At 69.6% G+C, this 26,304-nt stretch carries 23 protein-coding genes and 1 pseudogene; 15 read left to right on the top strand and 9 right to left on the bottom strand.

Annotation, left to right across the window (positions count from 1 at the left end; all coding sequences use genetic code 11):
- Position 1 precedes the first annotated feature (1 nt).
- Positions 2-1,420, top strand: a complete 1,419-nt coding sequence (locus ABZU76_RS39920) for a PLP-dependent aminotransferase family protein (RefSeq protein ID WP_354879914.1) — start codon at positions 2-4, stop codon at positions 1,418-1,420.
- Here the strand turns inward: ABZU76_RS39920 and ABZU76_RS39915 are convergent.
- From ABZU76_RS39915 to ABZU76_RS39905, 3 genes are all read right to left on the bottom strand, one after another.
- The gene (locus ABZU76_RS39915; protein WP_354879911.1) at positions 1,410-2,582 is read right to left on the bottom strand and encodes an acyl-CoA dehydrogenase family protein; all 1,173 of its coding nucleotides are present in this window, start codon (positions 2,580-2,582) and stop codon (positions 1,410-1,412) included. The two genes, ABZU76_RS39920 and ABZU76_RS39915, sit on opposite strands and share 11 nt — an antisense overlap.
- On the bottom strand, positions 2,557-3,783 hold the full coding sequence (locus tag ABZU76_RS39910) for an MFS transporter (protein WP_354879908.1): 1,227 nt from the start codon (positions 3,781-3,783) through the stop codon (positions 2,557-2,559). Before ABZU76_RS39910 ends, ABZU76_RS39915 begins: the two co-directional genes overlap by 26 nt.
- Positions 3,784-3,951: 168 nt before the next feature.
- On the bottom strand, positions 3,952-4,941 hold the full coding sequence (locus ABZU76_RS39905) for an MBL fold metallo-hydrolase (protein ID WP_354879905.1): 990 nt from the start codon (positions 4,939-4,941) through the stop codon (positions 3,952-3,954).
- Positions 4,942-5,169: 228 nt separating this feature from the next.
- On the opposite strand from ABZU76_RS39905, the gene ABZU76_RS39900 reads away from it, so the two are divergent.
- The 4 genes and pseudogenes from ABZU76_RS39900 to ABZU76_RS39885 all read left to right on the top strand — a co-directional run bounded on the left by ABZU76_RS39900 (position 5,170) and on the right by ABZU76_RS39885 (position 9,614).
- Positions 5,170-6,885 (top strand): AMP-binding protein, encoded by a 1,716-nt coding sequence (locus ABZU76_RS39900; protein ID WP_354879902.1) that lies wholly within the window; start codon positions 5,170-5,172, stop codon positions 6,883-6,885.
- 34 nt (positions 6,886-6,919) lie between these two features.
- Positions 6,920-7,741 carry an isocitrate lyase/phosphoenolpyruvate mutase family protein gene (locus ABZU76_RS39895; protein WP_354879899.1) on the top strand — a complete coding sequence of 274 codons (822 nt, stop codon included), beginning with the start codon at positions 6,920-6,922 and terminating at the stop codon, positions 7,739-7,741.
- A pseudogene (locus tag ABZU76_RS39890) lies at positions 7,738-8,868 on the top strand (bifunctional 3,4-dihydroxy-2-butanone-4-phosphate synthase/GTP cyclohydrolase II); the annotation flags it as partial. The gene ABZU76_RS39895 and the pseudogene ABZU76_RS39890, both read left to right, overlap by 4 nt.
- An 83-nt stretch (positions 8,869-8,951) precedes the next feature.
- Positions 8,952-9,614, top strand: coding sequence for an acetate uptake transporter (locus ABZU76_RS39885; protein ID WP_354879896.1), 663 nt, complete (start codon positions 8,952-8,954; stop codon positions 9,612-9,614).
- Between the two features lie 39 nt (positions 9,615-9,653).
- On the opposite strand, the gene ABZU76_RS39880 is transcribed toward ABZU76_RS39885, so the two are convergent.
- The 3 genes from ABZU76_RS39880 to ABZU76_RS39870 all read right to left on the bottom strand — a co-directional run bounded on the left by ABZU76_RS39880 (position 9,654) and on the right by ABZU76_RS39870 (position 12,295).
- Positions 9,654-10,526, bottom strand: coding sequence for a LuxR C-terminal-related transcriptional regulator (locus tag ABZU76_RS39880; protein ID WP_354879893.1), 873 nt, complete (start codon positions 10,524-10,526; stop codon positions 9,654-9,656).
- A gap of 16 nt (positions 10,527-10,542) precedes the next feature.
- A complete protein-coding gene (locus ABZU76_RS39875) occupies positions 10,543-11,037 on the bottom strand; it encodes a PaaI family thioesterase (RefSeq protein WP_354879890.1) in 495 nt (164 codons plus the stop codon).
- 106 nt (positions 11,038-11,143) lie between these two features.
- A complete protein-coding gene (locus tag ABZU76_RS39870; protein WP_354879887.1) occupies positions 11,144-12,295 on the bottom strand; it encodes an acyl-CoA dehydrogenase family protein in 1,152 nt (383 codons plus the stop codon).
- Between the two features lie 441 nt (positions 12,296-12,736).
- Here ABZU76_RS39870 and ABZU76_RS39865 point away from each other — a divergent pair, with 441 nt between their 5' ends.
- The 7 genes from ABZU76_RS39865 (at position 12,737) to ABZU76_RS39835 (ending at position 20,740) form a co-directional block, all read left to right on the top strand.
- Complete coding sequence (locus tag ABZU76_RS39865) at positions 12,737-13,375, top strand: TetR/AcrR family transcriptional regulator (RefSeq protein ID WP_354879884.1); 639 nt, start codon at positions 12,737-12,739, stop codon at positions 13,373-13,375.
- Between the two features lie 78 nt (positions 13,376-13,453).
- The gene (locus ABZU76_RS39860; RefSeq protein ID WP_354879881.1) at positions 13,454-14,596 is read left to right on the top strand and encodes an acyl-CoA dehydrogenase family protein; all 1,143 of its coding nucleotides are present in this window, start codon (positions 13,454-13,456) and stop codon (positions 14,594-14,596) included.
- Between the two features lie 23 nt (positions 14,597-14,619).
- The gene (locus tag ABZU76_RS39855; RefSeq protein WP_354879878.1) at positions 14,620-15,795 is read left to right on the top strand and encodes an acyl-CoA dehydrogenase family protein; all 1,176 of its coding nucleotides are present in this window, start codon (positions 14,620-14,622) and stop codon (positions 15,793-15,795) included.
- Between the two features lie 12 nt (positions 15,796-15,807).
- Positions 15,808-17,427, top strand: coding sequence for an AMP-binding protein (locus tag ABZU76_RS39850; protein WP_354879875.1), 1,620 nt, complete (start codon positions 15,808-15,810; stop codon positions 17,425-17,427).
- A 6-nt stretch (positions 17,428-17,433) separates the two neighbouring features.
- Positions 17,434-17,943, top strand: a complete 510-nt coding sequence (locus ABZU76_RS39845) for a GNAT family N-acetyltransferase (protein ID WP_354879872.1) — start codon at positions 17,434-17,436, stop codon at positions 17,941-17,943.
- Between the two features lie 97 nt (positions 17,944-18,040).
- Positions 18,041-19,069: an alpha/beta hydrolase gene (locus tag ABZU76_RS39840; RefSeq protein ID WP_354879869.1), complete on the top strand. Its 1,029-nt coding sequence runs from the start codon at positions 18,041-18,043 to the stop codon at positions 19,067-19,069.
- A gap of 456 nt (positions 19,070-19,525) precedes the next feature.
- Positions 19,526-20,740, top strand: coding sequence for an MFS transporter (locus ABZU76_RS39835; protein ID WP_354879866.1), 1,215 nt, complete (start codon positions 19,526-19,528; stop codon positions 20,738-20,740).
- Positions 20,741-21,014: 274 nt separating this feature from the next.
- Here the strand turns inward: ABZU76_RS39835 and ABZU76_RS39830 are convergent, their stop codons facing one another.
- Together ABZU76_RS39830 and ABZU76_RS39825 are read right to left on the bottom strand one after the other, a co-directional pair.
- Complete coding sequence (locus ABZU76_RS39830; protein ID WP_354879863.1) at positions 21,015-21,788, bottom strand: maleylpyruvate isomerase family mycothiol-dependent enzyme; 774 nt, start codon at positions 21,786-21,788, stop codon at positions 21,015-21,017.
- Positions 21,789-21,828: 40 nt separating this feature from the next.
- Entirely contained in the window at positions 21,829-22,413 is a 585-nt protein-coding gene (locus ABZU76_RS39825; protein WP_354879860.1) for a CGNR zinc finger domain-containing protein, read from the bottom strand.
- A 178-nt stretch (positions 22,414-22,591) separates the two neighbouring features.
- On the opposite strand from ABZU76_RS39825, the gene ABZU76_RS39820 reads away from it, so the two are divergent.
- Both ABZU76_RS39820 and ABZU76_RS39815 read left to right on the top strand, forming a co-directional pair.
- Positions 22,592-23,305 carry a type 1 glutamine amidotransferase domain-containing protein gene (locus ABZU76_RS39820; protein WP_354879857.1) on the top strand — a complete coding sequence of 238 codons (714 nt, stop codon included), beginning with the start codon at positions 22,592-22,594 and terminating at the stop codon, positions 23,303-23,305.
- A gap of 152 nt (positions 23,306-23,457) precedes the next feature.
- The gene (locus ABZU76_RS39815) at positions 23,458-24,870 is read left to right on the top strand and encodes a pyridoxal-dependent decarboxylase (RefSeq protein WP_354879854.1); all 1,413 of its coding nucleotides are present in this window, start codon (positions 23,458-23,460) and stop codon (positions 24,868-24,870) included.
- 3 nt (positions 24,871-24,873) lie between these two features.
- Here the strand turns inward: ABZU76_RS39815 and ABZU76_RS39810 are convergent, their stop codons facing one another.
- The gene (locus tag ABZU76_RS39810; RefSeq protein WP_354879851.1) at positions 24,874-25,473 is read right to left on the bottom strand and encodes a TetR/AcrR family transcriptional regulator; all 600 of its coding nucleotides are present in this window, start codon (positions 25,471-25,473) and stop codon (positions 24,874-24,876) included.
- 144 nt (positions 25,474-25,617) lie between these two features.
- On the opposite strand from ABZU76_RS39810, the gene ABZU76_RS39805 reads away from it, so the two are divergent.
- Positions 25,618-26,259, top strand: coding sequence for a dienelactone hydrolase family protein (locus ABZU76_RS39805; RefSeq protein WP_354879848.1), 642 nt, complete (start codon positions 25,618-25,620; stop codon positions 26,257-26,259).
- Positions 26,260-26,304: the final 45 nt, after the last annotated feature.

Below are 26,304 nucleotides of genomic sequence, written 5' to 3'. Positions count from 1 at the left end.
CATGTCCCAGGATAGCAGTGCGCGAAACGTGGCCAATGTGCTGCGAAATGAGCTCAATCACTACTCGCCGGGTGAGAAACTGCCGTCGAGCCGGGCTCTGGTCGAACGCTTCGGGGTCAGTCCCGTGACGGTGTCGCGCGCGCTCGCCGTGCTCGCGGCAGAGGGGCTGGTGGTGACACGGCCGGGGGCCGGTGCGTATCGCGCGGAGACGGTTGTCCTCGAGAAGCCGGTCGTCGACACGTCGTGGCAGGAGATCGCGCTCACGGCGGATGACCAGGGTGGCGAGCGGGTGGTCGACGCGTCCGGGTTGAGCGCCAACCTGGCTGTGCCGCCGCCGGACGTGATCGCGTTCAACGGTGGTTATCTCCACGCTTCTCTGCAGCCGGAACGCGCGATGGCCACCGCGTTGGCTTCGGCGGCCCGCCGCCCAGGAGCGTGGGAGCGGCCGCCGCTGGCCGGGCTGACGGCGTTGCGGGCGTGGTTCGCGCGGGAGCTGGGGCTCACTCCGGCCGAGGTGCTGATCAGTGGTGGTGGCCAGGCGGCGCTGAGTACCGCGTTGCGCGCGCTCGCGCCGCCGGGATCCGCGGTCCTGGTCGAGTCGCCGACGTATCCCGGGGTGCTCGCCGCCGCTCGCGCGGCCGGGTTGCGCCCGGTGCCCGTTCCGGTGGACGACGGTGGGGTGCGGCTCGAACTCCTGCAGGAGGTGCTCGCGGCGACCGGGGCGAAGGTGTTCTACTGCCAGCCGCTGTTCCAGAACCCGACCGGGGCCGTGCTCGCGCCGGAGCGGAGGCGTGAGCTGTTGGAGATCGTGCACGCGGCCGGTGCGTTCCTGCTCGAGGACGACTGGGCGCGCCACCTCGGGCACGGTGGGCCGGTGCCGGCTCCGTTGGTCGCGGACGATCCCCACGGTTCGGTGGTCCACTTGGGATCGTTGACGAAAGCCACGTCGCCCAACCTGCGCGTCGCAGCGCTCGCCGCGCGGGGACCGGTGCTGGAACGCCTGCGCGCCATCCAGGTGGTGGACAGCTTCTTCGTGCCGAGGCCGTTCCAGGAGGCCACTTTGGACCTCGTGGCGGCGCCGTCGTGGCCGCGGCACCTGCGTGCGCTCGCGGCGGGGCTGCGGGAGCGCCGTGACGCGATGGTGGGCGCGCTCCAGCGGGAGCTGCCTTCGCTTGCTCCGCCGAGGGTGCCGACGGGTGGCCACTACCTGTGGTTGCGCCTGCCGGCCGGGACGGATGAAACTGCCCTCACCTCCGCAGCTCTGCGTGCCGGGGTGGCGGTGTCGCCCGGCCGTGGGTACTTCGCCGCCGAGGCCCCGGCTCCGCACCTGCGGCTGGGGTTCGCCGACACCTCGGGTGCGCAGGAAATCACCGAAGGTGTTCGCCGTCTCGCAACGGCGTGTGCGGAAGTCAACCTTTGAGCAGCGCACGCGCCATCACCATTCGCTGGATCTGGTTGGTGCCCTCGTAGATCTGCGTGATCTTCGCGTCGCGCATCATGCGTTCCACCGGGAAGTCGCGGGTGTAGCCGGCGCCGCCGAACAGCTGGACGGCGTCGGTGGTCACCTGCATGGCCACGTCGGACGCGAAACATTTCGCGCTGCTGGCGAAAAAGGTCTTGTCGGGCTCACCCCGCTCGACCTTCGCTGCGGCCAGGTACACGAGGCTGCGGGCGGCCTCGATCTTCATGGCCATGTCGGCGAGCATGAACTGCACACCCTGGAACTCGGCGATCGTCTTGCCGAACTGTGTGCGTTCTTTGACATACGCGCGTGAAGCATCGAGCGCGCCCTGTGCGATTCCCACCGCTTGGGCGCCGATGGTGGGTCGGGTGTGATCGAAAGTGCGCATCGCGGTCTTGAAACCCGTGCCGGGTTCACCGACGATCCGGTCGGCCGGGACGGTGCAGTCGGTGAAGTAGAGCTCGCACGTCGGGGAACCCTTGATGCCGAGCTTGCGTTCCTTCGCGCCGACCTCGAAGCCCGGGTCGTCGGCGTGGACCACGAAGGCCGAGATGCCGGCCGCGCCCTGGTCAGCGTCGGTCACGGCGAACACGGTGTACCAGGTCGCCACGCCGGAGTTGCTGATCCACGCTTTGGCGCCGTTGAGGACCCAGTGGTCGCCGTCGAGCCGGGCCTTTGTTTTCATCGCAACAGCGTCTGAGCCGGATTCTCGCTCGGAAAGTCCGTAGGCGAACAACGCCTGTCCGTTTGCCAACGTCGGCAGGACCTGCTTCTTGAGGTCCTCGGACGCCGACAGCAGCACGGGCATGCTGCCCAGCTTGTTGACCGCCGGGATCAGCGACGAGCTGACGCACACCCGGGCGACCTCCTCGATCACGAGGCAGGCGGCCAGGCCGTCCGCGCCTTCGCCGCCGTACTGCTCGGGGACGTGGATCGCGTGGAACCCGGCCGCCGTCAGCGCGGCGCGAGCTTCTTCGGGGAAGCGCGAGTTCTCGTCGACGTCCGCGGCGTGGGGGGTGATTTGTTTTTCGCACAGGGAACGTACGGTTGCTCGCAGTTCGTGGTGTTCTTCGGACATGCGGAAGGCTGCGAAGTCAGGGTTCGCGAACGGCTGGTTCATGTCGGTCTCCATCTGCCGAGGGGAGGGTCAGGGGTTGGCCGCCGAGCATCATGAGGGGGATGGTGGCGAGGGTGGCCAGCGCGGCGATCACGAGCCACAGCGCGTAGGAGGCGCCGCCGGCGAGCGCGGCGAGCAGGTACGGCGCGGCGAACCCGAGGTAGGCCAGCGCGTAGAAGATGCTGACGAGCCCTGCGAACTCGTGCTGCTCGGCCATGCGTTCCACTTTGTCCAGGCCGGTGACCATGAGGATGCCGTAGCCGGTGCCGAGGACCACGGCCGTCACGAGGACCAGCGGGGTGACCGGGTGCCACGCGACGAGTGCCGTGCCGGCCAGGCCGAGTGCGGTGACGAGCAGCCCGGCCACGGGCGCGTGCAGGTGCCCGGCGTGCGCGAGCCGGCGCGCGATCGGCTGGACGAGCGCGCCGAGCGGCAGCGTCAGCCCGCCGACCAGCCCGCTGAACGCGACGGGTGTGCTGATCGCGCTCGCCGTGTGGCTGGGTAACAACGCGGGCAGCGTCGCGATGCTGATCGCGACCGTCCCGAACACCCACGGCGCCCACGGCACCACGCCGAGCAGGAAGTGACGCGACACCGCCGGCCGTGGCAGCCACTGCGCACGCTCGGCCCGCGCGAGCGCCGGCGCGGTTTCCGGCACCCGCCAAGCGAGCACGAGCACTCCGGCCATCAACGCCAGGTGCACGACATACGGCAGCTCCACCGGCCACGGCAACCACTGCGCGAGCGCGCCCGCCAGCAACGGCCCGATCCCGAACCCCAGCGACAACGCGGCGGCCGAGCGGCGGGCCCCACGGCCGGGCGTGGACAGCTCGGTCACCCACGCGGTGCCCGCGCTGTAGGCCGCGCCGGACGCGACGCCGGCCAGGAACCGCCCGACGTACAGCGACGGCCACCACACCGGGCCGAGCATCAGCACGAGCGTGGCCAGCACCGAGACGAGCATCGCCGGCCGCAACACGGCGCGCCGCCCGTACCGGTCCGCCGCCCGCCCGCTGAAGATCAACGCCGGCACCAGCCCCACGGCGTAAATGCCGAAAATGCTCGTCACCGCCGACTCCGGCAACCCGAGCTCACCCCGGTAGACCAGCAACAGCGGCGTGAAGTGGTTGGCCCCCCACGCAACGCCGAACAACGCGGCCGCCGCCCGCACCCAGGCGACCCGACTCTGCGTGGACTCGTGCACGTTCAGCTCCCAAGCGAGATTTCCGTTGTGGTGACAGGGATGTCAGTACCGCGCGGCTCTTCGACGGCCGTTGAGGATTTCGGCGGCTGCGGCGCCTGGAGTGGGCCGATGCGCGCTTCGCGGCAGGCGGCCAGCGGGTGTTTGGGTTGTGCGGATTCGCACACGGAGTCACGGCAGGCGGGCGGCTTCGACGGCCGGCCAGGTCGCCGGTGGGGGTTGCTGCAGCGACGAGGGTGGGACGGGTGTGTGTTCGGCGGCGGCGTGGAGTTTGCCGTCGCGGGAAAGGATGGAGCCGGCGCGGAGCATGGTGGTGATGAGTTCCGTGGCGAGGGACTCGGGGGAGCGGCGCAGCAGCCAGGCGGCGTCCTTGAGCCAGGCGCGGGCGTGCAGGTAGGGCTCGACCGCGTCGGTGGGGATGCCGTCGCGGATCATGAGGGCGTAGGCGAAGACGCGGCGGGCGCCGTACCAGACGGCGCCGTCGGGGTCGTCGACGAGGCGCCGGGCGCGGCGCGCGGCGTTGGCGAGGGCGGCGCCCGTGTCGGCGGGGATGGGGCCGTGTGCGGGAAGGAGCACGCGGGGTTCGAGATCGATCAGGTGTTGTACGGAACTGAGCGCGGTGGTGGTGGCATCCGGACCGTCGAGCGCGAGGTTCACCCAGCCGACGTCGTAGTCCGACAACGCGTCCCCGACGGCGAGGAGGCGTTCGTCCGGTTGCCAGAGGGCGAGGTGGCCCGGGGTGTGGCCGGGTGTTCGGATTACCTCCCATTCGGTGTCGCCGAGTAACAACACCTGTCCGTCGTCGAGCAGTTCGTCGACGGAGTAGGGCGGCACGGGCTGGTCGAGGTATTCCGTCTGGCAGCAGCCGGGATCGCGGCGGGCGACGGCGAGTGCGTCGCGGGCGCTGGCGGCGATGCCGGCGCCGTTCTTCTGCAGCAGGGCGTTGCCGCCGACGTGGTCGCAGTGCCAGTGGGTGTTCACGACCAGGTCGAGCGACGCGGTGTGCGCGCGGACCCACTCGGCCGTCTCTTCCGCGTGCCCGACGAAGCCGCTGTCGACCAGCGCCGGCTGCCGGCCGGGCAGCAGGAGCAGGTTCGCGTCGGGGAACGGGCGCTGCTGCCAGACCAGCCACGACGGTAAGCGGTCGGTGTCGAAGGGCACGGGTCCTCCTTCGGAAGTAGCAAGAGTCCACTGTGGAATAGAAGTCCACTGTTGAACGGGAGTCACGCGCGCACGCGCGCGGGAGCGGAGCTCCGAACGTCGTGCGGCACGGGATTGATTGTCGCAAAACGAAAACCGGCCTTCAACGCGGTTACCCCCGTTCAAGGGTAGCGACGGACCGGCCGGAAAACGCATAGTCGCGGTATCACGCCGAAGGAAGGTTCGCTGTTGACGACGAGCGACGCACACCGGGCCTACAAGGCGAGCCGCGACCAGCTGCTGGCGTTGCGCGGCAAGCACGTGCGCGCGGTCGAGGAGTTCCGCTGGCCCGACCTCGGCGCGCGGTTCAACTGGGCCGTCGACTGGTTCGACGCCGTCGCCCGCGACAACGCCGACAACGACCGCCCGGCCCTCGTCATCGTCGAGGAAGACGGCTCGGAGACGCGGCGAACGTTCGGTGAGCTGTCCCGCGCGTCCGACCGATTGGCGACGTGGCTGCGAAACCGGGGTGTCCGCAAAGGACACCGCGTGCTGCTGATGCTCGGCAACCAGGTCGAGCTCTGGGAAACCATGCTCGCGATCATGAAGCTCGGCGGCGTGATCATGCCGACCACGACCGCGCTCGGGCCCGCCGACCTCACCGACCGCATCACCCGAGGCGAGCCACGGCACGTGATCTGCAACTCCGCCGACACACCCAAGTTCGCCGACGTTCCCGGCGACTACACCCGGATCAGCGTTGGCCCGGCGGAAAGCCAGGCCGATTGGGCCGATCTCCACGAAGCCGCCGACCTGCCGCACACCCCGGTCGAACACCCCGGCACCGCACCCGGCGACCCGCTGCTGCTGTACTTCACCTCCGGCACCACGACGCGGCCCAAGCTTGTGGAGCACACCCAGGTCTCCTACCCGGTCGGACACCTCGCCACGATGTACTGGCTCGGCCTGTGGCCGGGCGACGTCCACCTCAACATCTCGTCGCCGGGCTGGGCGAAACACGCGTGGTCCTGCTTCTTCGCCCCGTGGATCGCCGAGGCGACGATCTTCGTCTACAACTACAGCCGCTTCGACCCGGCCGCGCTCCTGAACCAGCTGCGTGTGCGAAAAGTGACAACGTTCTGTGCGCCGCCCACCGTCTGGCGCATGCTGATCAACACCAACCTCGGTGACCGCCCGGCGGGCCTGCGCGAGGCGATCGGCGCCGGAGAACCGCTCAACCCCGAGGTGATCGAACGCGTCCGCGCGGCGTGGGGCATCACCATCCGCGACGGTTTCGGCCAGACCGAGACCACCGCACAGGTCGGCAACACCCCCGAATCCGACGTCAAACCGGGCTCCATGGGCCGTCCGCTGCCGGGGGTTCCGGTCGTGCTGGTCGAACCCGCGAGCGGCAAAGTCGTCCCAGGACCGGGGGAGGGCGAAATCTGCCTGGACCTGGCACAGCGTCCGCTGACGTTGATGACCGGCTACCTGGCCGACGACGAACGCACCGCCGAAGCCATGGCCGGTGGCTACTACCACACCGGCGACGTCGCCTCGATCGACGAAGACGGCTACCTCACCTACATCGGCCGCACCGACGACGTCTTCAAGGCCAGCGACTACAAGATCAGCCCGTTCGAACTCGAGTCGGTGCTCATCGAACATCCCGCTGTTGCCGAGGCGGCCGTGGTGCCCGCACCGGACCCCGTCCGTCTGGCGGTGCCGAAGGCCTACATCGGACTGGCGCCCGGACACGAGCCCACCAAGGAGACGGCACTGTCCATCCTGCGCTACGCCCGGGAGAACCTCGCCCCGTACCAACGCGTGCGCCGCCTCGAGTTCGCCGACCTGCCCAAGACGATCTCGGGCAAGATCCGCCGCGTGGAGCTGCGGGCCCGCGAACTCGGCGCGGAAGCCGGCACCGAATGGCGCGACGACCAGTTCCCCGACCCGACCCGCTGAACCGCTGAACCCCGACTGCCGAAGGACCGCCGCCATGCCTGGCTCCGAGATCTACGAACACTTCCTCTCACTGCACACCCGCCCCGAAGGCCTCGTCATGCCCAACGCCTGGGACGGCCTCTCCGCCCTGCTCATGGCCGACGCCGGTTTCGAGGCGATCGGCACCAGCTCGGCCGCGTTCGCCGCGACGCTGGGCCGGTTCGACGGCCGCCACGCCGTGAGCCGAGAAGAACATCTCGACCACGCGAAACTCCTCAAGCGGCTCACCGAACTCCCGATCAACGGCGACTTCGAGGACGGCTACGGCGAGACCGCCGAGGATGTGGCCGCCACCGTCGAGGCGGCGGTCGAGGCCGGGCTGGCGGGCGTCGGTGTCGAGGACACGACCGGCACCGGCGAGAACCCGATCCGGCCGTTCGACGAGTCGGTGGACCGCGTGCGCCACGCCGTCGCGGCGGCGAAGCAGCGGATCGTCGTCACGGCCCGCGCCGACAATTTCATCCAGGGCATCAACGACCTCGACGACACCATCCGCCGCCTCAGCGCATTCGCGGAAGCCGGCGCCGATGTGCTGTTCGCGCCGCTCCCGCCCGATCTCGCGTCGGTGGAGAAAATTGTGCAGGCGGTGGCGCCCAAGCCGGTCAACGTCGTGGTGTCGCCGGCGGACAAGACGCTGACGGTGTCCGAACTCCACCAAGCCGGTGTGAAGCGGATCAGCCTCGGTTCGTCGCTTTACGCACACGTGATGTCCGTACTCGATCAGGCTGCGATCGACCTGGCCGGCGGTGACCTCGCCGCGGCGACGAGCGGCTCGCGGTTCCGGTTCCGCCGCCTGCTGCGCCAGGCCAAGGGGTGACCGTTGGCGAGGGGATCGAAGCCGCCATTGCGGACATCGCGGCGGGCAAAGCTGTGGTGGTGGTCGATGATGAGGATCGTGAGAACGAGGGCGATCTGATTTTCGCGGCGGAGAAGGCGACGCCGGAGTTGCTGGCGTTCATGGTCCGTTACACCTCGGGTTATGTGTGTGTCGCGTTGACCGAGGCCGAGGCGGATCGGCTGGATCTGCCGCCGATGTATCACACGAACCAGGACGTGCGCGGGACCGCGTACAGCGTGACGGTGGATGCTGCCGAGGGCATCACGACGGGTATTTCGGCGGCGGATCGTGCGCACACGATGCGGTTGCTGGCTGATCCGGCTGCGTCGGCGAAGGACTTCCGCCGCCCCGGGCATGTGGTGCCGCTGCGGGCGAAGGAGGGTGGGGTGTTGCGGCGCCCGGGTCACACCGAGGCCGCGGTGGACCTGGCCCGTATGGCCGGGCTCAACCCCGCCGGGGTCCTGTGCGAGATCGTGTCGCAGAAGGACGAGGGCGACATGGCGCGGCGTGACGAGCTTGAGGTTTTCGCCGCGGATCATGACCTTCGGGTGATCACGATCGCTGATCTGATCGCTTACCGTCGTCGGACGGAGAAGCAGGTGGAGCGGGTCGCCGAGGCCCGGATTCCGCTGGCCGCGGGGACGTTTCGCGCGGTGGGGTATGACAGTCTGCTGGACGGGATCGAGCACATCGCGTTCGTCTACGGCGAGATCGGCGATGGCGAGGACATCCTCGTGCGGGTGCACTCCGAGTGCCTGACCGGTGACGTCTTCGGCTCCCTGCGCTGCGACTGCGGCCCGCAGCTCGAAGCCGCGCTGCAGGCAATGGCCGACGAGGGGCGCGGAGTGGTGCTGTACATGCGCGGTCCCGCCGCCCGCGGTATCGGGCTGCTGCACAAACTCCAGGCGTACCAACTGCAAGACGCCGATCAGGACACTGTGGACGCCACCGTCTCGCTCGGCGTCGCGGCGGACGCACGGGATTACGGCACCGGCGCCCAGATCCTGCGTGATCTCGGCATCCGCAGCATGCGCCTGCTCTCCGACAACCCCGGCAAACGCGTCGGCCTGGAGGGCTACGGATTGCGTGTCACCGGACGGGTTCCCTACGGCGAAGTCACCCCCGGCCGGGGGTAGCCGCTCGGGCGTGCACGACCTTTACTGGTCGCCAACCCCCAAGGAGAACTCGTATGACCAGTGTTGTTCAGCACGACTCTCTCACCCGCGAACAGACCTTCGACCAACCGGCCGAGCGGACCGTCCCGATCGCCGACCCCGGCGCGTGGGCGATCCTGGCCTTCTCCGCAACCTCGCTCATGCTCGGCCTCTACAATGGAAGCTTCGTCAACCCAGCCGGTGCCGCCCTCGTGATCCCGGTGGCCTTCTTCTTCGGCGGCGCGATCCAGATCATCGTCGCCGTGCTCGAAGTGGTGCGCGGCAACGTGTTCGGCGCCGTGGTGTTCGGCAGCTTCGGGCCGTTCTGGGTCATCTACGGCTTCATCCAGACGACGTTCGAGGAGAAGGTCGTCGAAGCCGCGACCAAGGCGAACGTCGATCCCACCGCCGCGGTGTCGAGCGGGCTCACGGTGTTCCTCGCGATGTTCGCCGTGCTCACGTTCGTCTTCCTCGTCTCGGCGCTGCGGACGGACGCGGTGCTCGTCAGCGTGCTGGTGCTGCTGCTGGCGGCGCTGGTACTCCTCATGATCGGCGTCCACAGTGGAAGCAAGGGCTTCGTGCAGGCTTCCGGGTACGTCACGGTGGTGTTCGCCGTCCTCGGGCTCTACCGGGGCACGGCCGACATCATGACCGCGACTTACGGCCGGCAGGTCCTGCCGGTCTTCAAGCTCAGCTAGCACGGCCGGACGGGGCCACGGCAGTCGTGGCCCCGTCCCTCACAACAGACCGTTCAGCCGCGCCTGATGAGCGGCCGCTGTTCTGTTGTGGACTTCCAGCTTGCGCATCGCCGATCGGAGGTAAGCCTTGACGGTCTCCAGGCTCAACCCCAGCCGGGCGGCGATCTCCAGGTTGCTGGCCCCCACCTCCGCCAGCCGCAGGACGTCGATCTCCCGGGGCGCGAGCGACGCAGACGCCGCGATCTCGGCCCGCGCCGGTTCACTCGTGAGGTCCGCCTGGATCCGCTCCAGTCGCGCGCGCAGCTGCGGATCGCTCGTGTCGCGGATGAGCTCGGCGAGCTCGGCGAGCGCACCCCGCGAGCGGACGGCCGCATGGCCGGGATCGCGCCGCAGCTGTCCCTCCACATCGGACTGCAGCTGTTCGGCGACCACCACGGCACTGCGCACAGTCCGGTCGCCGATCGGGTTGCCTTCCCGCACCGCGCCGTACAGAACCCCGCGCACCTCACCCCGGACCAGCACGGGCACGGCGAAGACCGACGTCAATCCCTCCTGACGCACCACGACGTCGTACTCGTGGGTGATCGCCATCGTGGACGCGTAGTCGTTGACCCGGAACGGGGTCCGGCTGTGCAGCACGCACCCGCCGAGTCCTTTCCCAGGCTGCACGACGAGCCCCCGCAACGCATCGCCGGAGTTGCCCATCAGACGGTCGAGCACCAGGTGCAGGCCGCCGGTGCCACGGCGGGTGGTGCCACCGAGGGCGATCGGCAGGCCGGTCACCTTCCGCAGCCGCTCCAGCCGCTCGGGCAGCAGGTCGTCGATGATGCGCCGGATCGCGCTCCCGTCGTCCACTGTGGCCGGCGGGGTGGGCCACAGTGGACGACGGGAGCGCAGGTCGGGTCCGTTCATGTCCGCTTCGTCACCGTCACGCTTCGGTGGTGAACACCATGCACGAGCTCGTCGCGTGCGCGAGCAGCCGATCCTTCGCGTCGCGGATCTCGGCGTGCGCCAGCGCGGTCCGCCGGCCGCGGTTGATCACGTTGCCGGTCGCGCGGAGCGTGCCGATGTCCGCGGTGAGCGGCCGCAGGTAGTGCACCGAAAGGTCCAATGTGGTGTAGGTGCTCCCAACCGGCACCGTCGTCTGCACGGCGTAGCCGGCGGCGCTGTCGAGCAGCGTCGCGGCGACCCCGCCGTGGACGATGCCGATCGGGTTGTAGAGGTGCTCGCCGACCTCGCCTACGAGCACGGCGTGGCCGGACTCGATCTCGGCGAGCCGGAAGCCCAGTGTCGCGGCGATCGGCATGATCCCGGCCTCACCGGCGTCGAGCAGGTGCCGGCTGAACTCGAGCCCGTCCATCTCGCGGCTGAGTTTGGCCATCTCCTGGGGGTCCACCCAGCTGTATGTCCGAGTGCCTTCCATGGCGGGATCGTACCTCCGATTTACTAGGATGACCTACTGTTGGTCGTCATACCTTCTTCGCTGGGGCCCCGGGCGCACCCCGGGGCCCCGCCATTCGAGCGAAGCGTCAGAGCCCGAGTTCGCGGGCGATGAGCATCTTCTGCACCTCGCTCGTGCCTTCGCCGACCTCGAGGATCTTGGCGTCGCGGTAGTACCGGGCGACCGGGGCTTCGTTGATGAACCCCATACCGCCGAAGATCTGCGTGGCGTCGCGGGCGTTGTCCATCGCCGCGTTGGAAGAGATGAGCTTGGAGATGGCGGCCTCGCGCTTGAACGGCTCGCCGCGCAGCATCTTCGCGGCAGCCGCGTAGTAGGCCAGCCGCGCGGTGTGCGTGCGGGCCTCCATCTCGGCGATCTTGAACTGGATCGCCTGGTACTTGCCGATGGGTCGGCCGAAGGTCTCGCGCTCGTTGGCGTAGCGCACGCACTCGTCGACGCAGCCCTGCGCGAGCCCCGTGGCCAGCGCGGACACCGCGACCCGGCCCTCGGTGAGGATGGAGAGGAACTGCGCGTAGCCGCGGCCGAGGTCGCCGAGCAGGTTCGCGGCGGGCACGTGGACGTCGTCGAACCCGAGCTCACGCGTGTCGGAGGCGGCCCAGCCGACCTTCGAGTAGGGCTTGGACACGCTCAGGCCGGGCGTGCCCGACGGCACCATGATCGTCGAGATCTCCTTGGCGCCCTTGTCGTCCGTGCCGGTCACCGCGGCGACGGTGATCACCCCGGTGATGTCCGTGCCGGAGTTGGTGATGTAGGCCTTCGAGCCGTTGATCACCCAGTCCTCACCCTTGCGGACGGCAGTGGTCCGCGCGCCGCCGGCGTCGGAACCGGCGCCCGGCTCGGTGAGGCCGAACGCGCCGAGCATCTGCCCGGTGCACAGCTGAGGCAGCCATTCCTGCTTCTGTTCCTCGGTGCCGAACCGGTAGATCGGCATGGCGCCCAAGGACACGCCGGCTTCCAGCGTGACCGCGACCGATGAGTCGATCCGGGCCAGTTCCTCCACGGCCAGGCACATCGCGAAGTAATCGCCGCCCATGCCGCCGTACGCCTCGTCGAAGGGCAGGCCGAACAGGCCCATTTCGCCCATCTTCGCCACGATCTCGTAGGGGAACTCTTCGCGCATGTAGAACTCGCCGATCACCGGCGCGACCTCGTCGCGCGCGAACGCGGCGACCGTCTTGCGCAGTTCTTCGTATTCCTCGCTGAGCCTGTTGTCGATCACGATGACTCCCTCGAGTCCAAAGGACAGTTGTTCGTTCGGCGTCACCTGGTGGCCGAGGCGGACCGCTGAACCCGGCGATTCCCCGGGGCGGTGATCGTGTGTGCGGCACTCTCGTCGCTTCGGTCACGAGCCGCGCCTGACCGGCGCACACCTGCTCGTCGCGACCCGTTGTTAGCGGTCGTTAACACGGTCGATGTTAGCGCTCGCTAACCGGGCTGTCCAGGTGACGTACAACGCTCTCCTCGGCATTTTTCGTTGGCAGACAAGGGGAATGATCGCGATCGTGGCAGAGCCACCGGAGGCCGACAATGCGGTTACCCCCATTCAAGGGTAGCGGCGAGGCGCGGGTCGATGCATAGTGGCGGCAAGCGTAACGTTGTTCCGTATCGCCGTTCCGTAACGTCGGTTCACACCAGGGAGTCAGAGTGTTACGATCGCGCTGTGCCCCGGGTGAAGCAACGCACCGAAGCGCTGCGCGAGCGCGGGCTGGCCAGTGCGCTCGCGGTGCTCGCCGAGGAGGGCGTGGCGGGGCTGACCACGCGCACGGTCGCCCGCCGGGCCGAAGCTTCGGTCCCGGCCATCTACGAGGTGTTCGGCGACAAGGCGGGTCTCATCCGCGAGGTCTTCTTCGAGGGCTTCCGCCTGCTGGGCGACGACCTGGCGGCGCTGCCGGCCACCGACGACCCGCTGGGCGCCCTGCGGCACCTCGCCGAGGCCTTCCGCCACTTCGTGGTCGCGAACCCGGTGCTGGCCGAGATCATGTTCTCGCGCCCGTTCACCGACTTCGACCCCACGCAGGACGAGGACAGGGCCGGCGTCAAGGTGCGCAAGATCTTCGTGCACCACATCCGCACCGCCGTCGACGCTGGCCTGTTCGCCGCGGACCCGACGGACATCGCGCACGTGTTCTTCGCCTATGTCCAGGGCATCGCGGCCGCCGAGAGCGCGCACCGGCTGGGCGGCTCGAAGCAGTCGGTGGACCGCCGCTGGCGCCTCGGGCTCGACGCGTTGATCGCTGGCCTCGGCCAGGCTCCCGCCCCCGCTCGTCGTCGCGCCGGGGCTCGCGCCAAGAAGGCCTGAGCACCACCGCCTTGCCGGAGCCCGACCTCACTCTTTCCCTCGGGCCCAAGCCCGTTTCAGCACGTCAGGAGATTTGTCATGGCCAGCAGTGAACCCCGCCGGCCCGGGCTCGACACCCCGCCCGACCTGCTCGACTTCACCCCGAGCGAGGACCAGCGGCTGATCCGCGACACCGTGGCCGAGTTCGCCGCCGAGCACCTGCGCGCGCGGGCGGGTGAAGCCGACGCGGCGTGCGCGGCGCCGGACGACCTGGTCACCAAGTCCGCCGAGCTCGGTCTCAGTCTGCTCGGCGTGCCCGAGGAGCTCGGCGGGGTCGCCACCGCGCGGTCCGCGGTCACGGCGACCCTGGTCACCGAGGCCCTGGCCGCCGGCGACATGGGGCTGGCCGTGGCGTGCCTCGCGTCCTCCGCGGTCAGCACGGCGCTCGTGCTGTGGGGGAGTGGCGAGGCGCAGGCCGCGTACCTGCCCGCGTTCGTCGGCGACACCGTGCCGGCGGCGGCTCTCGCCATCCTCGAGCCGCGCGCCGTGTTCGACCCGTTCGAGCTGCGCACGGTGGCCCGCCGTACGCCGGGCGGGTTCGTCCTCGACGGCGCCAAGTCGCTGGTGCCGCGGGCCGTGCAGGCCGAGTTGTTCGTGGTCGCGGCCGAGCTGGACGGCCACGGCCCCGCGCTGTTCGTGGTCGAGGCGAATGCGCCGGGGACGAACGTCGAGCCCGAGCCCGCGATGGGACTGCGCGCGGCCGGCACGGGTCGGCTGGATCTGGCGACGGTGCACGTGCCCGAAACGGCCCTGCTGGGCGACGCCGACCCGGCCGCCTACGCGGAGTGCGTGCGGCTGTCGCGCCTGGCCTGGTGCGGGCTCGCGGTCGGCACCGCGCAGGCCGTGCTCGACTACGTGATCCCGTACGTCAACGAGCGCGTCGCCTTCGGGGAGCCGGTGAGCCACCGCCAGGGTGTCGCGTTCAAGGTCGCCGACGTCGCCATCGAGCTCGAAGGCATGCGGCTGGCCACCTACCGTGCGGCCGCTCGCGCCGACGCCGGTCTGCCGTTCGCTCGTGAGACGGAGCTCGCCCGCCGGCTGTGCGCGGCCAAGGGCATGCGCATCGGCAGCGACGGAGTTCAGCTGCTCGGCGGGCACGGCTACGTCAAGGAACACCCCGTCGAACGCTGGTACCGCGACCTGCGCGCGGTCGGCGTCGCCAGCGGTGTCGTGCTCGTCTGAACCGGTACGCAAGGAGCAAGCCAGTGATCCACCTCGAAGTGCCGGCCCGACTGTCCACAGTGGTCGACCAAGCCCATCTCACCGCGGAGAAGCTGCTCCGGCCGGGTTCCCGCCGCAACGACCGGGCCGAACACACGCGTCCGCCGGAGCTCGACGCGCTGGCGCCCCTCGCCGACGGCCTGAACGCGGCGGGTGGCGGGCAGGTGACCACCGGGGAAGTCCGGAATGGACGCAACCTCGCCAGCGTGCTCGGTATCATGGAGCTGTGCTGGGGTGACGCGGGAATGCTGTTGTCCCTGCCTCGCTTGGGCCTCGGCAACGCCGCCATCGCCTCGGTCGCGAAGGGCGAGCAGGCGAAGCGGTTCGCGGGCAAGTGGGCGGCCATGGCCATCACCGAGCCGGACACCGGTTCGGACTCGGCCGCCATCCGCACCACGGCAGTGCTCGACGGCGACGACTACGTGCTCAACGGCGAGAAGATCTTCGTGACCTCCGGCGAGCGCGCCGACGTCGTCGTGGTGTGGGCGACGCTCGACCGCGCGCTGGGCCGGGCGGCGATCAAGTCGTTCGTGGTGGAGAAGGGGACGCCGGGGTTCGAGCTCGTGCGGCTGGAGCACAAGCTCGGCATCCGCGCCTCCGACACCGCGCACCTGCGCCTGGACAACGTGCGGGTGCCGCGCGAAAACCTGCTCGGCGACCCGGAGATCGACGTCGAACGCAGCTTCGCCGGGGTGATGCAGACCTTCGACAACACCCGTCCGCTGGTCGCGGCGATGGCCGTCGGCGTGGCCCGGGCCGCGCTGGACGAGACGCGCACGCTGCTCGCCGAGGCCGGCCTGACCATCGACTACGACCGTGCCGGCCCGCGGCAACCCGCGGCCGTCGCGACGTTCGTGGACCTGGAGGCCGACTACGAGGCGGCCTACCTGCTCACCCTGGAAGCGGCGTGGCTGGCGGACAACGCCCGGCCGAACTCGATGCACGCGTCGATGGCCAAGGCGAAAGCCGGCCGCAGCGCCACGGACATCGCGCTGGGCTGTGTCGCGCTCGCCGGCAGCCTCGGCTATTCGGAGGGCTCCCTGCTGGAGAAGTGGGCGCGCGACGCGAAGATCATGGACATCTTCGAAGGCACGCAACAGATCCAGCAGCTCATCGTGGCGCGCCGGCTGCTCGGCAAGTCGTCCGCCGAACTCAAGTGATCGGAGTGGATCATGCTCTCCTACGCCCGCGGCGCCGACAGCCCGGCCCTGCTCGAAGAGACGATCGGCGCGAACTTCGAACGCACCGTCGCCGCACACGGTGACCGTGAGGGCCTCGTCGAGTTCGCGACCGGACGGCGCTGGACCTACGCCGAGCTCAACGCGGACGTCGACGCGCTCGCGCGGGCGTTGATGGCCGTCGGGGTCGAAAAGGGCGACCGCGTCGGCATCTGGGCGCCGAACTGTGCCGAGTGGACGATCACGCAGTACGCCACCGCGAAGATCGGCGCGATCCTGGTCAACATCAACCCGGCGTATCGCACACACGAGCTGGCGTACGCGCTCGAACAGTCCGGCGTCACGCTGCTGATCTCGGCGAGCACGTTCAAGACCAGCGACTACGGGGCCATGATCGACGAAGTCCGCGCCGGCACCGCGCTGCGCACCGTCGTGTACCTCGACACCGACGACTGGCAGCAGCTGCTCGACTGCGCGACGGGTGAGGAAGACCTCGCCGGACGCCTGGCCTCGCTCAGCCCGCAAGACCCGATCAACATCCAGTACACGTCGGGCACCACGGGCTTTCCCAAGGGCGCCACGCTGAGTCATCGCAACATCCTGAACAACGGCTTCTTCGTCACCGAGACGATCGGCTTCACCCACGTCGACCGGCTGGCGATCCCGGTGCCGTTCTACCACTGCTTCGGCATGGTGATGGCCAACCTCGGCTGCACCACGCACGGCGCCACGATGATCATCCCGGGCCCGGCGTTCGACCCGGCGACCACGCTGCGGTCCATTCAGGACGAACGCTGCACGGCGGTGTACGGCGTGCCCACGATGTTCATCGGCATGCAGGCACTGCCCGCGTTCGCGGAGTACGACCTGAGCACGCTGCGCACGGGGATCATGGCCGGCGCGCCGTGTCCCGTCGAGGTGATGAAGCGCTGTGTCACCGAGATGCACCTGGCGGAAGTGTCCATCGCGTACGGGATGACGGAGACTTCGCCGGTCTCCTGCCAGACGCTCGCCGACGACGACCTCGACCGGCGCACCGCGACGATCGGGCGTGTGCACCCGCACGTCGAGATCAAGATCGTCGACCCTGAGACCGGCGAGACCGTGAAACGCGGGACGCCGGGCGAGTTCTGCACGCGCGGCTATTCGGTGATGATCGGGTACTGGAACGACCCGGAGCGCACGGCGGACGCGCTCGACGCCGACGGCTGGATGCACACCGGTGACCTCGCCGTGATGCGCGAGGACGGTTACGCGCTGATCGTCGGCCGGATCAAGGACATGGTTATCCGGGGCGGGGAGAACGTGTACCCGCGGGAGATCGAGGAGTTTCTCTACACGCATCCGGACATCGAGGACGTGCAGGTGGTCGGGGTGCCCGACGACCGGTTCGGCGAGGAGCTGTGCGCCTGCATCAGGGTGCGGGCCGGCGCGGCTCCGCTCGACGCCGAGGCGATCCGCGCCTTCGCGACGGGAAAGCTGGCGCACTACAAGATCCCGCGGTACGTGCGTCTGGTGGAGCAGTTCCCCACGACCGTGACCGGCAAGATCCGCAAGGTCGAGATGCGAGCGGAATCGGCCGAGGCGCTGGGGCTTCCGGTGCCGACGCTGTGAGGTTCCATGGCGCCTGAAGCCGACCTCGCGGCGCGGATCGTCGTGCGCCAACCCGGTGCCGACGACGGTGAACCGGTCGGAAGATTCCTCATCGGACTCTCGCTCGCCAGCCGGTACCACCGGTTCTTCTCCGGCATCCGGCACATCTCGCCGGCTCTGCTCACGACGCTGACCACGGTCGCGCCCGGCCAAGTCGTCCTCCTCGCTCTCGACGGCGAGACCGTGGTCGGGCACCTGATGGCGACCGACCACGACGGTGACGGTGTGGACATCGGCATCGTCGTCGCCGAGGACTACCAGTTCCAGGGCATCGGCCGGAAACTCCTGCGGGAGATGGCGAACGCGCTTTCCGACGGCGGTTCGACGCGGGTGCGGTGCGATGTGCTCGGCGCCAACTACTTCGTCCTCGACTGGCTTCGGCGCCGGCTTCCGGACATCCGGTTCGTGCGGCACGGGGAGACGATCACCGTCCACGGAACCCTTGTCGCGCACGAAAACCGCCGACCTCAGGGGTGACGTACACCGACAGCGTCACCTGACGCTCGCGCCGAAGATCACTGTCCACATAGGTTTGCCGAGTCAACGAAAAAGCACGATCCACCAAGGAGTTCCGATGATCAACCGGAGGCAGTTCGGCCAGGCCTTCGCCGCGACGGCGGCGGCCGCGTCGCTGGCCGCGTGTTCCACCGGACAGAGCGCGCCGGCCGCCGCACCCGGCGACGACCTCAGGGCGGGCTCCGGCAAGAACACCTCGCTCAGCCCGATCAAACAGGTCAAGGCCGGGCTGCTCGACGTCGGGTACGCCGAGTGGGGCCCTGCCACCGGCAAGCCGGTGGTCCTGCTCCACGGCTGGCCGTACGACCCGCACAGTTACGTCGACGTCGGCCCGCTGCTCGCCGCGGCCGGCTACCACGTCTTCGCACCGTTCTTGCGCGGCTACGGCCCGACGACGTTCCTGTCGAAGGACACCGTCCGCAATGGACAGCAGGCGGCGGTCGCGCTCGACATCGTGGCCATGATGGACGCCCTGCACCTCGACAAGGTGATCCTCGGCGGCTACGACTGGGGGGTGCGCACCGCGGACGTCATCGCGGCGCTGTGGCCGGAGCGCGTCAAGGCGATGGTCGCGGTGAGCGGCTACGGCATCAACAACCTGGCGGCCAACAAGGAGCCGCTGGCCCCACTGGCCGAATACGGCTGGTGGTACCAGTTCTACCTCGCCACGGATCGCGGCGAGCTGGGCTACGCCAAGTACCGGCACGACTTCAACAAACTGATCTGGAAGAACGTCTCTCCGAAGTGGCACTTCGACGACGCGACCTACAACCGCACGGCGCAGTCGTTCGACAACCCCGACCACGTGGCCATCGTCGTGCACAACTACCGCTGGCGCCAAAGCCTCGCCCCGGGCGAACCGCAGTACGACGTCTACGAACAGAAACTTCAGGCTTCACCGAAGATCGGCGTTCCGACGATCACGATCGGCAGCGACTTCGACGCCGCCGCGGCCGACGGCAAGGCCTATCGCGACAAGTTCACGGGCAAGTACGAGCACCGCACGTTCACCGGGATCGGCCACAACGTTCCGCAGGAAGCCCCGCAGCCGTTCGCCAAGGCCATTGTGGACGTCGACAAGTTCTGACCGGCCCTGTCAGAAGACGGGCTGGTGGCGTTCGATCACCGCGGCGGTGGTGGGCTCGTCGGTGTCGTTCCGGAAGGTGTGCCACTCGCCGCGGGGTTTGACGATCCACTCGGCCTCCGTTGGCGTAGATCTCGGTGCCGTTGGAGATCGCGCCGATCCGGCCGCGGACGACGTAGCTCCACTCGTCCTCGTCGGCGTGGCGGTGCCGGGGGTCCCGGAAAGTCCGTTGAAGGAGAATTGTGTAGTTCTGCGGCGGGAGTTGTACTCCAGACGGTCGGCGACTGGTGTGGGACTCGCCACGAGCGAGCCGGTGAGTGGGTCGGGGTTGCGAAGATCGGCCCGTGAGCACAGGACTTCTCGCCGCCGAAATACCAAGTCGCCTCGCTCTGTGGCACTCCTGCGCTCGGAGAGCGGACGGTCCTGACCGCGACCTGGTGATCGCGGTGGTGGCCGGGCATGGCTGAGGAGTTCCGGCTGCGGTCGGTGGCCGTCGCGGTGTACGGGCCCGCCGCGTTGTTCGGGCTGGCGGAGGGCTCGATGTTGCCGGTCGTCGCGCTGAGTGCGATCGACCGCGGGGCCACGACGTCGGTGGCGGCGTTGATCGGGGCGTTGCTCGGGATCGGCTCGCTCATCACGAACATCCCGGCGGGCATCCTCGCGACCCGGGTCGGTGAGCGGAAGTCGATGTTGGTGGCGGCCGGGGTCACCGCCGTCGGGTTGGCGCTATGCCTGGTCAACATCGGTTCTGGGCAGTCCGCGTTGCTGGTCTACGGCGCCGGAGTGCTGCTGATCGGCGCCGCGAGCGCGGTGTACGGCCTGGCGCGGCAGTCGTACCTGACCGAGGCGGTGCCGCTGCACATGAGGGCGCGGGCGTTGTCGACGCTCGGCGGGACGATGCGCGTGGGGCTGTTCCTGGGTCCGTTCGCCGGGGCCGCGGCGATGCTGGTCTGGGGGCAGGCCGGCGCGTACTACCTGAGCCTCGTCGCGGTGCTCGCCGCCGGGATCGTCGTGTACCAGGTGCCGGATCTGGAGACGACCGACGAGCACCGCGCGGCCGCGGCGGCGATCACGACGTGGGGGATGGTCAAGCAGAAGTGGCGGGTGTACGCGACGCTCGGCGTCGGCATCCTGCTGCTGTCGGGGATCCGGCAGACGCGCCAGACCGTCGTTCCCCTGTGGGCGGCCCACCTCGGCCTGTCGCCCACGGTCAGCTCGGTGATCTACGGTTTCGCCGGCGCGATCGACGCGCTGGTCTTCTACCCGGCGGGCAAGGTGATGGACCGCCGCGGCCGCCGGTGGGTCGCGGTCCCTTGCACGTTCGTGCTCGGTGCTTCCTTCGTCCTCATGCCGTTGACGCACGGGCCGGTTCTGCTTGCCCTCGTGGCCATGGTGATGGGTTTCGGCAACGGCCTGGGCTCGGGCATCGTGATGACGCTCGGCGCCGACGTCTCGCCGACCGTCGGCCGCCCGACGCACATCGGCATCTGGAACGAGCTGGCCGACGTCGGCTCCGGCCTCGGCCCGCTGCTGCTGGCGGGGGTGACCGCGCTGGCCGGGCTCGGGCTGGGGATCGTCGTCAGTGGACTGGTCGGCTTCGCGGCGGCCGGGGCGCTGTGGACGTGGATCCCGAGGACAGTGCACGGGGTGCGAAGAGTCGCCGAGCGGACGTGATCGCGGCGGGGCTCAAGTGTCGAACCACGCCTCGGCGCCGTGACCGCAGGACCCGGATCATCGGTGGTTCGTCGACAGCCACTGTCCTCAACCGATCATGAAGTGGTGCAACGGCGCCAGCGCCCGTCCGAATTCGCACAACCCGTGCGGCACGCCGCACACCCCAGAACCGCTCACGTGCGAAGGTTATCGCCGGAATGACAGAAAGCGGGCTGACCGTGAGCGAAACCGGTCAGCCCGCTGTCCATTCCGTCCCAGTCGGGAACACCCCGCGTCAGAAGCCGGGGAACACCCGGCGCAGGTCGTCGAGCGAGAGGGCGCCGTCGACGGTCACACCGTTGTCGTACGGGGCCTTCAAGCGGCCGCTGACCAGACGGATGAACGCTTCGGCCGGGCCGTTGAACGTGGCTGACGGCGACTCGAGGTGGTCCACCACCGTGACGGCTTCGTCGATCACCAAGCCGGCACCCGGGATGGCGACGGACCCCGGCTTCCCGAGCTCGGCCGGCTTCGCGAGGAAGTTCAGCATGAAGCCGACCGGGCCGGCCAGCAGGTCGACGAGCACCTCGGCCGAGGCGGCTTCCACGCCGGCGTCGGGGTCGAAGGCCACGCGCACGTCCCACGAGTGGTTGGCCACCTCGTTGAGGCGCATGCCCAGGGCGGTCAGCAGGGAGACCGGCTCGGGCAGGAATCCGAGATCGACGGCCAGCGACGAGCGCTGCTCCGGCGTGAGGGCTTCGACGGTCTCGAGCCAGCGGGCGTTGTGCTCCAGGAAACCTTCGGCCTGCGCGCGCGGCGCGGACGCGTCCCAGCGAGCCCAGATCGTCGGGTTGTCTTCGGCCGCCACGGTCTCGCCGGCGGCCCGGGCGATCGGCGCGCGGCCGATTTCCGCGCCACTGCCGAGGTGGGACAGGGCTTGCGCGACGGTCCATTCGGCAGCGCCGCTGGTGGTGGCCAGCTGCTCGTCGGTGAGGGTGCGGACGAGGGCGGCGAGCGTGTCGTGCTCGGTGCGCAGGGCGGTGATCGTGCGGTCCACGAGTTGGCTCATGCCACGCTCAACTCCTGAGTGGACGGCTGTGTTCCGCTGATCACCGAGCGGCGCACTCCTTTTTTCGCTCGCGGTACGCGCGCGTCGCCATCTGGCCGCTGCACGTCGTGCTGCAGTACAGCGCCGAGGAGTTGCGCGTCTTGTCGAAGAACGCCGTGTAGCACGTGTCGTTCTTGCACACCTTCACCCGCCGCCACGCGCCCCGCGAGGCGAGGTCGGCAACGGCGCTGAGCAGGTGCGAGAACGACCGGTCGACGCCGGTGCCCGTCGGGTGCAGCTCGCACCCCTGGGCCGTGACGACCGTGGTCACCGGGAAACGCAGGGCGGCCCGCTGCAGGTGGGCTTCGGATTCGGCCACCATCGCCACGCCCTCGTCGCAGCCGACGTGCGCGCGCAGGATGCCCAGCAACGCGTCGCGCAGTTCGCGGGCAGTGGCCGCGTCGGCGTCGGTCGCGTCGGCGGAGTCACCCGCGTCGACGGCCTGGAACCACTTCGCGACCGCGGCGCCGTCGGTCAGCTGCTCCTCGGCCTGTTTGCCGTGCACGCGCGTGTTCACGAACCCGACCAGCAGGTTCGAGCTCAAACACTCGTCACCGGCGCGCGCGGGACCCAGCGTCACCTTCACAACCGCCACCTCCGGAGTCGAGTGTAGCCGACCGTGGCGTCATGACCTAAGTTGTTAAGCAAGTCACAAGAAGGCTCAAATTATTGCTACGTGACATGCATCTTGGAATAGCCTATGACATGTGATCAAGCCCGCCGCTCACTTCGGGGGGCGGGAAATCCCCAGGGAGAACGAAGACATGACCAAGCTGCTGGTGATCCTCACGTCGGCCACGAAGTGGAGCCAGAAGGACGGCACCCAGCGCCCGACCGGGTTCTGGGCCGAGGAGTTCGTGGTGCCGCACCGCATCCTGTCCGCGGCGGGCGTGGAGCTGACCATCGCGACGCCGGGCGGGCGCCCCGCCCCGGCCGACGAGATGAGCCTCAGCCCGAAGGTCAACGGCGACGACCCGGCCCGCGCCGACGAGATGCGCGCGTACCTTGAAGCCCACCGCGAGCTGCTGCAGTCGCCGGCGCGGCTCGAGGACGTGGACCCGGCCGAATTCGACGGGGTGCTGATCCCCGGCGGCCACGGCCCGATGCAGGACCTGGCCGTGAACGCCGACGTTGCCCGCGTGCTGGCCGCGCTGCTGCCGGACGAGTCCAAGGTCGTCGCGTCGCTGTGCCACGGCCCGGCGAGCTTCTTCTCCGCCGGCGACTCCGAGGGCGCCTGGCTGTTCAAGGGCCGCAAGCTCACCGCGTTCACCGACGAGGAGGAGCAGCAGGTCGGCCTCGCGCAGAACGCGCCGTGGCTGCTGGAGGAGCGGCTGCGTGGCGCCGGCGCCGAGTACTCCTCGGGCCCGGCCTGGGGTCCGTACGTGGTCGTCGACGGCAACCTGATCACCGGCCAGAACCCGGCCTCGGGTGAGCAGGCCGCCGAAGCGCTGCTGAAGGCGCTGGCCGAGCGTGGCTGAAACCGCCAGAGCGCTGACCGGAGGGCCTTGACAGTTCTGAGTTCGCCAACGCAGAATGGCCGCGATCTGAGTCGGGCGACTCAGATCGCGGCGCCGGCTGTCCTGCGTGGACGTTGTCGGTCCTCGACGTGCCGACGACCGCAGGAGGAACCGTGCAGGAGTCAGACTGGAAATCCGTGCTCGACGCGGCGAGCACGGCCGCGCTGGAGTACCTCGGCTCGTTGCCGGACCGGCCCGTGTTCCCGACCGCGGACCACGCGACGATCCGTGCGGCGCTCGACCACCCGCCGACGGCGCGAGGGATCGACGCGGTGCGCGTCGTCGACGAGCTCGCTCGTGATCTCGAGCCCTACGTGGCCGCGCAGGCGAGCGGGCGCTACTTCGGTTACGTCGTCGGTGGCCTGCACCCGGCGGCGCTCGGCGCGGACCTGCTGCTCACGGCGTGGGACCAGAACGCTTCGCTCTACCCGTCGACGCCGGGTGTCTCCGTGGCCGAGGAACTCGCGGCCGAGTGGCTGGTCGACCTGCTGGGGCTGCCCGGCGAGAGCTCGGTCGGGTTCGTCACCGGCGGGCAGATGGCCACGTTCACCTGCCTCGCGGCGGCCCGGCACCAGGTGCTGCGCGACGTCGGGTGGAACGTCGAGGCCGACGGTCTCGCCGGCGCGCCGCGGATCACGGTCGTGGTGAAGTCAGGGGCGCACTCGACCGTGCTGCGCGCGCTGCGGTTCCTCGGCCTAGGTGAGCGGGCGCTGGTCACCGTGGAGTGCGACGACGAGGACAACATGCGCCCCGACGCGCTGGAAAAGGTGCTGGCCTCCGTGCACGGGCCGACGATGATCGTTGTCGAATGCGGCAACGTGAACACCGGCAGCTTCGACGACTTCGCCGCCGTGGCGGATCTCGCCGAGGCCCACCGTGCCGCCGGCAACCCGACGTGGGTCCACGTCGACGGCGCAGTGATGCTCCTGGCCGCCGCGGCGCCGGCCATGGCGGCGCGCACCGCGGGCCTCGATCGCCTCGACTCGTGGTCGACCGACGGGCACAAGCTGCTCAACGTCTCCTACGACTGCGGAATCGCCATCTGCGCCAACGCGTCCGCGCACCGGGCGGCCATGAGCGTGCAGGCGGCCTACCTCGAACAGGGTGAAGGCGGCCGCGACCCGATGGACTGGGGGCCCGACTTTTCCCGGCGGGCCCGCGGGGTCGGCGTCTACGCGACGCTGCGGGCGCTCGGCCGCGACGGCGTCGCCGGCCTGGTCGAGCGGACGATCGGGCTGGCCCGCCGCTTCGCCGACCAGCTCGGCGCGAGTGGTCAGGCCGAGATCGTGAACGACGTCGTGTCCAACCAGGTCCTCGTGCGCTGGCTCGAGCCCGACGGCGACCACGGCCGGCTCGCGGACGCCGTCATGGCCGGGGTTCGCGCCGAGGGCAAGGCGTTCTTCACCGGCACGACCTACCGCGGCGAGCGGCTCATGCGCATCTCGGTTTCGGACTGGGCGAGCGACGAGGCCGACGTGGATCAGGCCGTCGAAGCCTTGCTGCGTCACGCGCGACTGGCCGTCTGAAGCTCAGGCGCGCCGGCTCTCCACGAACGCGCGCACCGACTTCAGCTGGGCGGCCAGCTCGCGGCCGTCGGCGTCGGCGCGTGCGATGGTGAGCGTGCCGAGCACGGTGGCGGTGAGCAGATCCGCGAGCACGGCCGGGTCGGCGGTGGATTCGCCCAGCTCACGGCCGCGTTCGAGGGCGGCAAGGAACCCCGAGCGGAGCTGCTCGCGGTAGCGCCGGGTGGCGGTGGCGACGTGCTCGTCGACCGGCTTGGACATCGCCGTGGTGGCCAGGCAGCCGAAGCCCGCGTTCGGGCCGTCGAGCACGGATTCCAGGCGGGACAACGCTTCGAGCACGTCTTCGGTGCCACGCTCGCCCTGCTGCAGTGGCGCGAGGACGGCCTGCATGAGCACGAGGTACTCGTCGACGGCTTCGCGGTAGATCTCGATCTTCGTGCCGAACGAGTTGTACAGGCTCGACGTGGACAAGCCCGTCGCCGCGGCCATCTGCTGCTGGGTGACGCCGTCGAAGCCCACGTGCCAGAACAGGGTCATCAGGCTGTTCAGGGCTTCGTGGCGGTCGAAGCCGAGCGGCCGGCCCGCGCGCGGCGATTCTGAGTTCACCCACTCAGTGTTCGTCGCCGGCGGGGGATTTTCAAGCCCACGGACCTGCGGTGGTACCCGTTGGGTATCACAGAGCGCGGAACAGGTCTTGGACGCGGCTCACGTGCCCGGCGCACAGTCGAGGTGATCGACGACGGGAGCGAGATGAGCAGGGAACCCGGGATGGACCGCGCCGCGGTGCTGTGGTCCGAAGTGGAGAGTGCGCGCGGGTCGAGGCCGCTGCTGGTGATGCTGCACGGCTGGAGCTACGACGAGACGCACTTGCACCGGCTGATCACGCCGCTGCTGCCGGCGGAAGTCGTGGTCGCGTCGGTGCGGGCGCGCATTCCGGAGGCCGGCGGGTACGCGTGGTTTCCCAGCCAGGGCAACCCGATCGGCGACCCTCAGCCGCGGGTGGCCAACGCGGCGACGCTCGATGTACTGGCGTGGCTGGAGACGCTCGACGCGCCGTCGATCGGGCTGCTCGGCTTCTCCCAGGGTGGCGCCATGGTCCACCAGCTCATGCGGCAGGCGCCCGCGCGCTTCGCGTACGGCGTGAACCTGGCGGGTTTCGTCGTACGAGACGAGCAGCCCGGTGACGAGCTCTTGAGCACCACGCGGCCGCCCGTCTTCTGGGGCCGGGGCAGGGAAGACGGTGTCATTCCGGCCGCCGCGCTCGCCCGGACGGAGCGGTGGCTGGCTTGGCACGCCACCGTCGAGAGCCACGTCTACCCCGGTCTGGGCCATGACGTCCGGGGCCGGGAGATCGAGGACGTCGCGGCTTTCGTCGGCAAGCAGATCCGTTAGACATCAAGGCTTTCCCTGTACCACCAGTGTTCGAGGAGGCACACC

Origin of the sequence: Amycolatopsis sp. NPDC005232, from assembly GCF_040607795.1 — a bacterium.
Lineage (GTDB): Bacteria > Actinomycetota > Actinomycetes > Mycobacteriales > Pseudonocardiaceae > Amycolatopsis.
This window is presented reverse-complemented; position numbering and strand designations above follow the sequence as displayed.